Annotated in this window: 15 protein-coding genes and 1 riboswitch; all 15 genes read left to right on the forward strand. The window is 52.7% G+C overall.

Annotated features, from left to right (window positions below):
- The coding region (locus L5656_RS07565) for a hydantoinase/oxoprolinase family protein (protein ID WP_297201344.1) at positions 1–1083 on the forward strand (1083 nt) is incomplete at its 5' end.
- On the forward strand, positions 1076–2827 hold the full coding sequence (locus tag L5656_RS07570) for a hydantoinase B/oxoprolinase family protein (protein WP_297201347.1): 1752 nt from the start codon (positions 1076–1078) through the stop codon (positions 2825–2827). The genes L5656_RS07565 and L5656_RS07570, both read left to right, overlap by 8 nt.
- Before the next feature lie 298 nt (positions 2828–3125).
- Positions 3126–3554, forward strand: a complete 429-nt coding sequence (flgN, locus tag L5656_RS07575) for a flagellar export chaperone FlgN (protein WP_297201350.1) — start codon at positions 3126–3128, stop codon at positions 3552–3554.
- 174 nt (positions 3555–3728) lie between these two features.
- The gene (locus L5656_RS07580) at positions 3729–4091 is read left to right on the forward strand and encodes a flagellar protein FlaG (RefSeq protein ID WP_297201353.1); all 363 of its coding nucleotides are present in this window, start codon (positions 3729–3731) and stop codon (positions 4089–4091) included.
- Between the two features lie 31 nt (positions 4092–4122).
- Positions 4123–4539 carry a flagellar export chaperone FliS gene (fliS, locus tag L5656_RS07585; RefSeq protein WP_297201357.1) on the forward strand — a complete coding sequence of 139 codons (417 nt, stop codon included), beginning with the start codon at positions 4123–4125 and terminating at the stop codon, positions 4537–4539.
- A 42-nt stretch (positions 4540–4581) separates the two neighbouring features.
- Positions 4582–4767 carry an AbrB/MazE/SpoVT family DNA-binding domain-containing protein gene (locus L5656_RS07590; protein WP_297201360.1) on the forward strand — a complete coding sequence of 62 codons (186 nt, stop codon included), beginning with the start codon at positions 4582–4584 and terminating at the stop codon, positions 4765–4767.
- Between the two features lie 130 nt (positions 4768–4897).
- Complete coding sequence (locus L5656_RS07595; RefSeq protein WP_297201363.1) at positions 4898–6004, forward strand: bis-aminopropyl spermidine synthase family protein; 1107 nt, start codon at positions 4898–4900, stop codon at positions 6002–6004.
- A 102-nt stretch (positions 6005–6106) separates the two neighbouring features.
- Positions 6107–6209, forward strand: a riboswitch (cyclic di-GMP riboswitch).
- A gap of 169 nt (positions 6210–6378) precedes the next feature.
- Entirely contained in the window at positions 6379–6777 is a 399-nt protein-coding gene (gene flgB, locus L5656_RS07600) for a flagellar basal body rod protein FlgB (RefSeq protein ID WP_297201365.1), read from the forward strand.
- Positions 6778–6780: 3 nt separating this feature from the next.
- Complete coding sequence (flgC, locus tag L5656_RS07605; RefSeq protein ID WP_297201368.1) at positions 6781–7209, forward strand: flagellar basal body rod protein FlgC; 429 nt, start codon at positions 6781–6783, stop codon at positions 7207–7209.
- Between the two features lie 37 nt (positions 7210–7246).
- On the forward strand, positions 7247–7558 hold the full coding sequence (gene fliE, locus L5656_RS07610) for a flagellar hook-basal body complex protein FliE (RefSeq protein WP_297201371.1): 312 nt from the start codon (positions 7247–7249) through the stop codon (positions 7556–7558).
- Between the two features lie 14 nt (positions 7559–7572).
- A complete protein-coding gene (gene fliF / locus L5656_RS07615) occupies positions 7573–9150 on the forward strand; it encodes a flagellar basal-body MS-ring/collar protein FliF (RefSeq protein ID WP_297201374.1) in 1578 nt (525 codons plus the stop codon).
- 9 nt (positions 9151–9159) lie between these two features.
- On the forward strand, positions 9160–10170 hold the full coding sequence (fliG, locus tag L5656_RS07620) for a flagellar motor switch protein FliG (RefSeq protein WP_297201377.1): 1011 nt from the start codon (positions 9160–9162) through the stop codon (positions 10168–10170).
- A 22-nt stretch (positions 10171–10192) separates the two neighbouring features.
- The gene (locus L5656_RS07625) at positions 10193–10891 is read left to right on the forward strand and encodes a FliH/SctL family protein (RefSeq protein WP_297201379.1); all 699 of its coding nucleotides are present in this window, start codon (positions 10193–10195) and stop codon (positions 10889–10891) included.
- Between the two features lie 71 nt (positions 10892–10962).
- Complete coding sequence (gene fliI, locus L5656_RS07630) at positions 10963–12273, forward strand: flagellar protein export ATPase FliI (RefSeq protein WP_297201382.1); 1311 nt, start codon at positions 10963–10965, stop codon at positions 12271–12273.
- Positions 12274–12308: 35 nt separating this feature from the next.
- Positions 12309–12627, forward strand: a 319-nt coding sequence (locus tag L5656_RS07635; RefSeq protein WP_297201385.1) for a hypothetical protein, incomplete at its 3' end; no start/stop codon positions are given.

Raw genomic sequence — 12627 nt, forward strand, 5'->3', positions numbered from 1 at the left:
TCCATTGGCGCCGGCGGCGGTTCCATCGCCTGGATAAATGAGGCGGGCGCTCTAAATGTAGGACCCCAGAGCGCCGGCTCGGACCCCGGCCCGGCCTGCTATGGCAAGGGCGGTACGGAGCCTACCGTGACGGATGCCAACCTCGTTTTAGGGCGCCTGGACCCCAATAACTTTCTGGGCGGTGAGATTGCCATTAACCCCGAACTGGCCAGGAAGGCCATTAACGAAAAGATCGCCCAGCCCTTGAATCTCACCCTGGAGGAGGCGGCCTCCGGTATAATTTCAGTGGTAAACACCAAGATGGCCTACGCCATACGGGCAACCACTATCCAGAGAGGGCTCGATCCCAAGGAGTTCGTGCTCCTCGCCTTTGGTGGAGCCGGGCCCATGCACGCCTGCGCCCTGGCTAAGGAATTGGGGATTCCCAAAGTGTTAATACCCATGGCCCCGGGAGCTTTCTCCGCGCTGGGCATGCTGCTTACCGACATACGGCAGGACTACGTGCGTACGGTGGTGACCTTGCTGGACAGCAGCCGGGCAGACCAACTGGAAGCTATCTTCCAGGAGATGGCCCAGGAAGCGGTGAGGACCTTACGTGAGCAGCTGGATAATTGTGAAGTGAGAATATTACGCTCCGCCGATATGCGGTATGTGGGCCAGGAGTACACCGTATCGGTACCGGTTCCGGCCGAGAGGATAACTCAAGAAGCCCTGCCCCGGCTTCGGGAAAGCTTCAACAGGCTGCACGAGCAGATTTACGGCCACCATTCCGATACCGAGCCGGTAGAGATAATAAACTTGCGCCTGACCGCCTTTGGAGAGGTGCCCAAAGTAAAATTTGCCCAGATTCCTAAAGGCACGGCCACGCCTCCCAGAGAAGCCTTTAAGGGAACCCTGAAAGCCAGGTTTGATGGAGTGGTTGACTGCCCGGTCTACCAGCGAGAGGCGCTGCTCGCCGGGAATATCATAGAAGGACCCGCAGTGATACAGGAAAAGGGAGCTACCACAGTGCTCCTGCCCGGGTGTACCCTTGTGGTGAGCGATTACGGCTACTTTATGATCGAGGTGAAGTCCGATGGCTAAGATCGACCCCATTACCCTGGAAATTATCCGCAACGGTTTCATAGCCGGCGCCGACGAAATGAAAATCAACCTGATGAGAACCTCGTATAACCCCATAATATACGAGGTACTGGACTTCAGCGTGGGCCTTTTCGACCGCGACGGCAATATGATCTCCCAGGCCTCCGGGCTCCCCATTTTCCTGGGAAACCTGGGAGCAGCCATAAAGACGGTCATCCAAGACGTGGGCAGGGAAAATATCGAGCCGGGGGATGTGTACCTGATAAACGATACCTACACCACGGGGACGCACCTCAACGACATGACCGTTATCAGCCCCGTGTTTCTGCCTGACGGCTATCTCATCGGATTTACGGCAAGCCGTGCCCACTGGTTGGATGTGGGCAGCAAGGACCCGGGAGGCTGGTCCAGCGATACTACGGAGATCTACCAGGAAGGCATAAGGCTACGCTCGGTGAGCCTGTACAAGGGCGGAAAACTCAACAAGAGCGTGATGGATATCCTCAGCACCAACGTGCGCATGCCGGACAGCGTGCTGGGCGACTTGAGGGCCCAGATAGCCGCCGGCCGCACCGGAGAGCGGCGTTTCCTGGAAATTGTGGACAAGTTTGGCCGGGAAGCGGTAGAGGCGGCAGTGGAAGAGATGCTAAGACAGGGGGAGCTCGTAGCCAGGCAGGCGGTAAAGAATATGCCCGACGGTGTGTACACGGCTGAAGCCTTCCTGGATGACGACGGCATCGCGGTAAAGAATCCCAAGGTTAAAGTTACCATCACCATCTCCGGCGACGAAATGACTATTGATCTTACGGGCTCGGCAGAGCAGTGCGTGGGACCCATTAACTGCGGTATCGCGGCCACTATTTCCGCGTGCCGGGTGGCCTTTAAGTGCGTGACCTCGCCTTTCGAGCCGGTTAACGAGGGGCACTTCGCGCCCTTGAAAGTTGTAGCGCCGGAAAATTGCATGTTCAATGCTAAGCCTCCCGCTCCTTCGGGCCTTTACGGCCTACCCCTTATCACCCTGTGCGACGTGATTTTTAAGGCTTTAGCGCCGGCCATCCCGGATAAAATACCCGCCGCCCACTATGGCGACGTGTGCGCCGTGTTTATCTTCGGTACGGACCCGCGCACCGGCAAGCCCTACCTCCACGTGGAGCCGGAAGGCGGCGGTTGGGGAGCCTGCCCGCACCGGGATGGCGAGAACGTGCTTATAGCTATAGCCGATGGTGATACGCGCAACATCCCGGTAGAGGTTATTGAAAAGCGCTATCCCCTCCGGGTGGAAAGGTACGAGCTGCGACAGGATTCCGGCGGACCCGGCCGTTATCGCGGAGGCCTCGGGCACTACCGCGACTACCGGGTGCTAGGCCACAACCCGCGGCTTACCACGACGCAGGAAAGGTCCCAGTGCCCACCGTGGGGCATTAACGGCGGAAAGCCCGGTGCATATAATACTGTAGTTATTAATCCCGGGACGGAAAAAGAAAAAATTGTCCAGAAGGCCACGGCGCTGCAACTATATGATGGCGACCTGATCAGTATACGTACCGGCGGCGGGGGAGGCTATGGTGACCCCCTCGACCGGGAGCCCGAGCTGGTAAGGCAGGACGTGGTAAGGGGCTACGTCAGTATCAAGGCCGCTTTTGAGGATTACGGGGTGGTAATCGATCCTGAAACCTTAGAAATAGACTACGCGCGCACGGCTGAGGAGCGAAAAAAGAGACGGGAAACGAAGGTAGAAGCTTAGCGAAAAACCCGGGCCCAAGGCTTTATATAGGGGCCCGGGTTTAATTATGCCGGTTAAGTATTACTTTATGAGTTGGAGGTTCAAAAAACGGAAATGGAACGGAGTAAAAGTGGAGATGCTCTCCCTTTGCCTGTTAAGTGAGATTTAATTTTTCCGTAGTGTCCCCTGCTTGATGGTGCTGGATTTATGGTATGGTGAACATCGGGCCCAGTGAAGGGAGTTTAAATTCTTAAGTACTCACTAGAACAAGCCGATATGTAAAAGTAAAGAGGGCTTTTACGGGAAGAGGGGTATAAATGTGAATTTCGCGCTCTGTGAGGTCCTGGAGCAGAAAAAAAGTTTATGGGAGGAATATTACCGCCTTGTACTGGAGCAGCAGAAACTCTTAAAGAGCAAAGCGATTGATGAACTGCAGCGCGTTCTGGACAGGAAGGATGAACTAATTAAGAGATTAGAAGATACAGAAAGACAGTGGGAGGCGTTGCTTAAAGAAGGGACCTTTGACGATGGCCTTTGGGGGTTCATCGAGGAGTTGAAGTCAGAATTATATACTCTCATTAAGAGAGCTTGGGAGGCAGAGAAGACTTCTTTAGAGATGGCTGAAGGATTTTTGGCTTGTTATAAAAGTAAGCTTAGTGGGCTCCAACAGGCAAGGGAGCTAATTCACGCCTACCATGAAGGAGAAGGCCTGCCTGTTTTGGGAGCATTTTTAGATAAGAGCCGGTAGGAAAATTTAGATTAGGATTTGGGGTTGTTGAAGATGTTAAAGAGAAAAACTTAGCTGACGATATAGAGAAATGACGAAGGATAAAGGGGAATTTTCTGTACAGCGGGCCAGAAAAATGTGGGGGGAGCAGAGTTTGACAAGTTTGCGGAAGGCAGCGGGTAGGGGGGAATAGGCGTGCGTATAGAGGGTGTGGACCCGTTAGTACTAAATCAGGTGCAAAGCCAAACATCGAACAGGCAAGTTCAGACCGCTAAAGGCATTAGGATCAATACAGAGCCGAGAGACCAGCAGGAACGAGAAGAGGTGGAGAAGTACCCTTATGAAAGGGTAGCTCGAGCAGTAGAGCAGGTTAATAAAACGGTAGAGGCGTTTAATATTAAACTTCGGTTTGAGCTTAACGAAGAGGATGGGGAGTTATATGTCTATGTTATAGATGAAGAGGGCAAGGTTATAAGGCGGATACCCCCGGAAAATATCTTAGAAGTCGCTTCCCGCATGCAAGAGATGGTTGGTCTTATAATAGACGCTCTTATTTAAGAGGCGTTCCCGCGCGAGGTGTAATACGGTGATGTTGAACAATCCGTACCGGGCCTACCAGACAAACCAGGTCTTTACCCTGCCTCAGGAAAAGCTGGTCCTGATGCTTTATGATGGGCTCTTGCGCTTTTGCCGGGAAGGTCTTACAGGTATTCAGGCTAAAGATTACGAAAAGGCTCATGAAAGCTTAATCCGTGCCCAAGAGATATTAGCGGAATTGATGGCAGGTTTAAATTTTGAGGCGGGAGAAATAGCCCAACGCCTTTATCAACTTTATGAGTTTATGCACCGGCATCTTATTCAAGCTAATATAAAGAAAGATGCCGGTATGATACGAGAAGTCATCGACCTGCTGCAGGACCTAAGGGATACCTGGGAGGAAGCTACCAGGAGATATCATAGTCACGACTACCGTACCCGCGTCAACGGATTGGACGTCCAGCGGTAGTCGGTTTATTTTTCTCGCTATGCTTTAAGAGGGGGCGTGAAAGTGGGTAGCCATATCGCTATCACCAAGCTTTCCACCCGGGGGCAGATAGTTATCCCTAAAGAGATCAGGGAGCTTTTATCTTGGAAAGCCGGAGATCATGTAGCTGTAGAAGTTCAGGGAGAGAAGGTTATCCTGCGCCGGCTCGTTTTAGAGGAACACCTGGAGGGAGCTCAGGAAAGATTATAGCCTAAGATAGCCTTTGCCTACCTTGACGGCTAAGGCCAGGAAATGCTAAAAATATAGTGGTAAGCTTGAAGAAAAGGGAGGCCGAGAAAGCTTCCCTTTTTTAATGTTTTGGGGATGAAGGAGGTATATTATGGATTTTAATACGGATTTAAAAGAAGAAATTGCTCGGGAGGTTGCCCGGGAGACGGGCATAGAAACTAGCGCGAGGGATATAGAGGACATCTTAGCCGGCCTACAGGTTACCTCCCATTTCTGGGAGGTAGTGATGCTTGCCCGCCAACCGTTTAATGTGGTTTCCTCGGCCATTGATTTCTTAGCTCGTAAGGGCTGGGTAGACACTCAACAAGATGGCTCCCTTGCCCTTACAGCGGCGGGGAAGAAGGTAATAGAAGAACAGGGGATAGCGCCCCGGCAAGACCACAGGTGTTCCCGTTGCCACGGACGTGGTGTAAGCCTGGAGAAACTTAATGATCTTGTTGCCCGCTTCAAAGAAGTGACAGCTCGGCGACCGGAGCCCATCCTGCAATACGACCAGGGTTATGTAACCCCCGAAACCACTGTAAGCCGGATAGCCCTCATGCTAGATAAAGGAGATTTGGAGGGGAAAAGGCTTTTAGTTCTCGGAGACGATGATCTGGTAAGCTTGGCTGCAGGGCTTTCAGGGTTTCCGCAAGAAGTAGTGGTTTTGGAAATCGATGACCGCCTTTTGGACTTCATTAATGAGGTGGCACGAAAAGAGAAGCTCCCTGTTGTGGCCAGAAAGTATGATTTCAGGGATAGGTTACCTGACGAATACGTAGGGCACTTTGACACCTTTATTACTGACCCCCCGGAAACCTTGGATGCTTTGGAGATATGTTTAGGCAGGGGGTTGACCGGGCTTTCTGGAGCCGGGGGTGCTGGGTATTTCGGGCTGACCCATGCGGAATCGTCTTTAAGCAAATGGAACAGGGTACAGCAGCTTCTGGTAGGCAAGTTTGGCGTAGTGATTACCGATATTATCGAGGACTTTAACCACTACGTGAATTGGGACTATCTTTTACCCAGCATCAAAAGTGATCTTCCCTTCGTACAGGTCGAGCCGAGGAGCAATTGGTACCGCTCGGCTATGTATCGTATACAGGTGTTAGAGAAGCCGGTGGCCTTCAAGAATGAGCCGGCCGCTTGCGAACTGTATGTTGATGAAGAAGCCCTTATATACCGGGCCACCCTCAAAGCAGCCAAGGGGGAAGGCTAAGGGAGAAAAATTTTTTCCTAATTTTGCACGAAGGCTGCAGGATTTTGCCATTTGGTGTAGAATAATTACCCATCAACAACGGTAAAAATTTCTTACTTAGTGCTCCGTTAAGGGCAAGCTCTCCGAAAGGGGATGCGCGCAAAGCCATGGGTCTAAGGCTCCGGTAGTTTAACAGAGCCGGGGCTAAGATTGCCAGGCTGCCGGGGCAAAAAGCCAAAGCATGCATGCCCGCCCTTACCCGGAGCGGGCATTTTTATCCCTTTTAGGACTATAGTCCCACGGCAAAATGTGACCTTAGGCTTCTACACTTTTTGCTGCTTACTTATTACACTGTTGGATAAAGGCGAAAAACAGGAGAAAGAAGGGAAAAAAGGGTGTTTTTGTCGGCGGTGGGAGAAATCTTACAGAAGGTTCTCGAGGTCTCAGCCCTGCGACAGCGGGTAATTGCCCACAACTTGGCCAACGCCAATACGCCTGGCTTCAAGCGCTATTACGTTACTTTTGAAGAAGCCTTAAGGCGTGCTGTGGACGGAGAGCAGGACTTGAGGCCTCACCGGACCCATCCCCGGCACCTACCAGGTTCCCTTCCGGAAGCAGGAATAAGGGTAGAGCGGGACCGCTTCACCAGCATGCGCCAAGACGGTAATAACGTGGATATTGAAAGGGAGATGGTTGAACTGGTAATGAATTCGTTAAACTATAGTCTCGCCGTGCAGCAGTTAAACGGGCGCTTGGGTATGTGGCGGTACGTCATCAACGAAGGGAGGCGTTAAAATTTGGAGCTTCTTCCCGGCCTGGCTATTAGCGCTTCGGGCCTTACGGCTGAGCGCTTGCGGCTAGACCTTATATCCGGCAATCTGGCCAACATCTATACCACCCGGACGGCCCAGGGTGGTCCTTACCGCCGGAAGGTAGCCGTTTTCGCGGAGAGGATAAAGGAAGCTATGGGTTCCCCAGGACCCCAAGCTCCAGGCTATGGGGTACACGTAGCGGGTATTGTGGAAGATAATACTCCACCCCGCCTGGTTTACGATCCCACCCACCCCGATGCCGATGCACAAGGGTATGTTGCCCTCCCCAACATTAACGTGGTAAATGAGATGATAGATCTTATTACTGCTTCAAGAGCTTACGAGGCCAACGTTACCGCCTTCAATGCAGCCAAGGCTATGGCCTTGAAGGCTTTAGAGATAGGCCGTGTTTAGAAAGAAAAGTTAGGGCTTGGCAAGGAAGGAGGATGCCATGGTTCAGGCACTATCCCTTCTTCCCACTTCTCCTCCTTTAAACTTGGGAGAAGCTCCAAAAGCAAAACCCGGCGGGGCAGGAGAGCTAGTAACCTCCTTTAAGGAAGTTCTCCAGGAGAAGCTGAACGCTTTAAACGACACCTTGCAGAGGGCTGATGATATAACTCTGCGCTACCTTACAGGACAAGTCGAGGACATACATGAAGTGATGCTGGCCCTGGAGGAAGCGAGTTTAGCCCTGCAACTGGCCGTGCAAGTGAGAAATAAAGTTATAGAAGCGTACCAAGAAATTTCGCGGATGCAAGTGTAGGAGCTTTATAGAGCATGAAAGGGCGAGAATGGCTCGAGAAGCTGGCCAAGTATTGGTCTGGCCTGTCTCCGGCCAGGCGTTCGGCTTTGGCTGCGGTAATATTGGCAGGGCTCCTAGCGACGGGTGTCTTTATATACTGGCTGGCAAGGCCTTCTTATGCACCGCTATTTACTAGGCTCGACCAGAGGGATGCGGCGGCTGTAGTTGAGAAGCTCAAGGAAATGAAGATACCTTACCGGCTGGCCGATGAAGGCAGCACTATTTTGATACCTAAAGATAAAGTCTACGAGACGAGGCTGTCCCTTGCAGGAGCGGGGGTTCTTAGATCCCAGGGGCTGGGTTTTGAACTCTTTGACCAGAATAAGCTGGGAATGACCGATTTTGAACGTCATGTTAACTACCAGAGGGCCCTCCAGGAGGAACTGCGGCGCACCATCCTGTCCATAGAGGCAGTGGAGGATGCTAGGGTACACCTGGTGATACCTCAGCCCAGCGTGTTTGTAGAAGAGAGGCAACCACCTTCCGCTTCGGTGGTACTTAAGTTAAAGCCTTTCGCCAAGTTGGAGCCTGCTCAGGTACAGGGTATCATGCAACTGGTGGCGGCCAGTGTGGAGGGGCTCAAACCCGAAAACGTACATGTTATTGACACCCAGGGAAGGGTCCTTTCGGCGGGACTGGCGGAAGGTGCCGAAGCCGGAACCGGGGTCCAGCAGCAGAAGCAGCAGGAGCTAGAGCGCGCGGTGGAAAGGGACCTGGAGCAAAGGATAACAGGGCTGCTTACTTCCATCCTAGGTCCGGGTCAGGCCGTAACCATGGTGAACGTGGAGCTGGACTTTAACCAGCAAGAGGTCACCCGCCGGGAGTGGGGCAAAGAAGGAGCCTTAAGGAGTGAGCAGGTGAGAAACGAACAGGGGACCGGCGCTCAGGCGGGCGGCGTGACCGGGGACCCTAACAGGGAGGTTCCGGGGTACGCGGCTATAACACCCGGGAACAACAATTATAATAAATCGGAGACCACGCGCAACTATGAATTAGATGAAACTCAGACGCGCATCGTCTATGCTCCGGGACAGATAAAGCGTATATCTACGTCAGTGGCAGTAAACGGTCCGCTCGACCCTCAACGGGAAGAACAGATCCGGCAGATAGTGGCTTCAGCGGTGGGTTACCAGCCGGCTCGGGGTGACCAGATTACTGTTTTAAGCTTGGCCTTCGATGATACCTTGAGGCGGCAGGCAGAAGCGGAGATGCAGGCTGCCCAAGAGGCCGCACGGCGGAGGCAGAGAATACAGCTTTATGCGGCACTGGCTGGAGCAGGACTCGGCCTTATCCTCCTTCTGGTATTTTGGCTTATACGGCGCAGGCGAGCCGTTTCTACCATGGAGGGCTGGCCTGAGGCTGAAGTGCCTGTGCAGGCTCTACCTGTAGAAGGTGTCAAACCCGTCGAGGCCATGGAAGAAGTGGCCGTCAGCGAAGAAGAGCGGCGCAGGGAGCAGGAGCGCCGGACCAAGCAGGAGCGGTTGCGGGAGATCGTGCGCCAACATCCAGAAGATGTGGCGCAGCTTATAAAAGCCTGGTTGTCAGAGGAGTAGGAAGAAGCTGTGGCGAAGCAGAAGCCGCTTACAGGACTTGAAAAGGCAGCTATTTTTCTCATGAGTCTAGGGCCTGATCTTTCCTCTTTAGTTTTAAAGCAGCTTCCCCAGGAGGACATAGAGCGCATTACTTACCAGATCGCCAACACCACCATGGTGGACCCCAATGTTAGGCAGCAGGTACTAGATGAATTTTGGGAGCTGCACGAGGCAAGGCAGTACATTTTTCAGGGGGGCATAAAATATGCCCGTGAAATACTGGAGAGGGCTTTGGGTCCGGCCCGGGCGGCTGAGATAATCAGGAAGCTCATGGCTACATCTAAAATAAGGCCCTTCAATATGATCCGCAAGGCGGATCCTAAGCAACTGGTTACCTTCCTTTATAACGAGCATCCTCAAGCTATAGCTTTGGTTCTTTCTTATCTTGAACCCGAACAGGCTGCGGTTATTTTGAGCGCTTTGCCCGAGGACGTCCAGGCAGATGTAGCAAGAAGGATTGCCCTTTTGGAACGGGCTACTCCTGAAACCGTCCGGGATTTAGAGCAGGTACTGGAACAGCGCTTGCAGTCGGTCGTAGGCCAGGATTTTGCTGTAGCCGGTGGCATAAAGGCCCTAGTGGATATTTTAAATCGCGTAGACCGGAGTACTGAGCGTACCATCTTGGAAGCATTAGAGGAAGACGATCCCGAATTGGCCGATGAAGTCCGGAAACGGATGTTTGTGTTTGAGGATATTGTCACCCTGGATGACAACTCCATACGGAGGGTACTGCGGGAGGTAGATATGCGCGACCTCGCCCTGGCCCTTAAGACCGCCAGTGAGGAAGTAGCCAACAAGATCTACAGAAACCTTTCCAAGAGGGCAGCCGAGATGCTTAAGGAAGATATAGAATACATGGGACCCACCCGCCTGCGGGATGTAGAAGAAGCCCAGCAGAGGATAGTGCAGGTGATACGGAGGCTGGACGAGGCAGGCGAGATTATCATAGCACGGGGTGGACGTGATGCTGTCGTGGTCTAGGGTTATAAAGGGGGCTACTTCCTTGAAGGAGTACCGGACGGTTCCTGTACGGCCGGTCTTCTTAGGGGAGCCTGTGCCGGAGGTGTCTTGTAAGGGGCCAGGGGAAAGCTCAGATCAAGAGGCAGAGCTTGTCTTAGATGGAGCCCGAAAGGAAGCCACAAGATTGCTGGAAGAAGCACGGCAGGAGGCTGAAACCCTAAAACAGCAAGGGTGGGAGGAGGGGTACCGTGCAGGAAAAGAAGAGGGGTACCGCAGGGGGTTAGAAGAGGCTAAGGCCGAAGGAGAGGCCCTACGGAGGGAAGGAGAGAAGATACGCGAAGAGGCTAGGGTAGTGCTTAAGGAGGCTAAAGAGGCTTATAACGAGACCATCAAGAGAGCAGAGGAAAAGATACTGGAGCTGGCTATAGAGATAGCGAGCGAGATTATAGGCCGGGAAGTCGAGTTAAACAAAGAAATAATCCTTGACATAGCCCGTAGGGCCATAGAGCGGGTCGCAGAAGGCCAGGCATACACGATCTATGCCTCTCCTGAAGAGGCCGCCTTTTTACGCCAGCATCGTGAAGAATTACTTAAGGAAGCTCCTCTCAATGCCAGGCTGCAGGTTATTGCTGATCCAGGTGTAAGGCCGGGTGGGTGCAGGGTAGAAACGGAAAACGGTTTTGTAGATGCAACGGTGGATACCCAGCTTGAGGAGATTCGCCGGCTGTTGAAAGGTGCTTAGGGCAGCGGAGGGGCGAAGGCCGGGGTAAAAGGTAAAAAGGGGCGCAACTGCCCCTGGGAAGGGAAGAAAATATGGCAGTGGAGGCTACTGCTTATAAGCTAGGCTCCATATATCAGGCTAATTTATGGAAGCAGGGCGGAAAGATCACCAGGGTCACCGGGCTCACCCTGGAAGCAAGGGGTTTAAGAGCAGCGATAGGCGAGATATGCCATATTTACAATAATGGCCAGACCCCGATAGTGGCAGAAGTAGTAGGTTTTCGGGACGAGGTAACCTTGCTTATGCCCCTAGGTGAGCTAGAAGGCATAGGTCCTGGCTGCCGGGTGGTGGCCACGGGCGAGGCTTTCACAGTACCTGTGGGAGGGGACCTCCTGGGACGGATTTTGGACGGTCTGGGCAGGCCCTTGGATGGGGGGCCACCAGTAAAGGGGCAGAGATATCCCGTCAACAACCCGCCTCCTAATCCGCTGGAGAGAAGACCCATACGGGAGGTATTATCTACCGGTGTAAAGGCCATCGATGCGCTTATAACTTGCGGGTACGGCCAAAGGATAGGTATTTTTTCCGGAAGCGGAGTAGGAAAAAGCACCCTCTTGGGTATGATCGCCCGCCATAGTACGGCTGATATTAACGTTATAGCCCTGATAGGGGAGCGGGGCCGGGAGGTAAGGGATTTCCTTGAGTCAAATTTGGGCCCCGAAGGTTTAAAACGGTCCGTGGTAGTAGTAGCCACCTCAGACCAGCCTGCCCTCGTAAGGATAAAAGGAGCTTTTGTGGCCACGGCCATAGCCGAATATTTCCGGGATGAGGGAGCAAAAGTGCTCCTATTTATGGACTCCCTTACGCGGCTTTGCCTGGCCCAGCGGGAGGTTGGCCTGGCTATAGGGGAGCCTCCTACAACACGGGGTTACACCCCTTCTGTATTTGCCATGTTACCCCGGCTTTTAGAGAGGGCGGGAAACAGTGCGCGGGGCTCCATCACAGGGCTTTATACAGTGCTGGTGGAAGGTGACGACTTTAACGAGCCCGTAGCAGATGCGGTAAGAGGTCTCCTGGATGGCCACATAATCCTGTCCCGGGGTTTGGCAGGGAAAAACCATTACCCGGCCATAGATGTGCTGGCGAGTTTAAGCCGTTTGATGCCGGAGATTGTAAGCTCTAGACAGAAGGAACTTGCTGGGAGATTGAGGGATCTGCTGGCGGCTTACTCTGAGGCTTCTGATCTTATAGAGATCGGCGCCTACCAACCGGGCTCTAACCCGAGGGTAGATTTGGCTCTGAAGCATTACGACGCCATCCAGGAATTCTTAAGGCAAGATAAAGACCAGTACTTTTCCTACGAAGAGACCCTTTCGGCCCTGGAGAAAGCCTTGGAAGGGTAAGGTTGAGCTTGTAAGAAGGGAGGGGCCCAGTTACTTTGGCCACTTTCCGCTTCTCCTTAGAAAAGGTACATAATTACTGGAAGGCTGTGGAAGATCAACACAGAAAGCGCTTAAATTTAGCTCAGAAGCGGCAAAAAGAAGAAGAGAGATTTCTAGAGGAATATCTAAAGGAGAGGGCAGTTTTACAAGATAAGTTGGCGGAAATAAGAGGTCCGGCCTTAGTGGAGGAACTTTGGCAGAGAGAGCTTATCTTGGGAGCTATGGAGGGTAAAATCGAGGACCAGGAGAATAAAGTACGTAAGGCTTCTACTGTGGTGGAGGAATGCAAAGGTTTAGTATTGCAGGCTATGAAAA

The sequence above is a fragment of the Thermanaeromonas sp. genome (genome assembly GCF_021890735.1).
Classification (GTDB): domain Bacteria; phylum Bacillota; class DSM-521; order Neomoorellales; family Neomoorellaceae; genus Thermanaeromonas.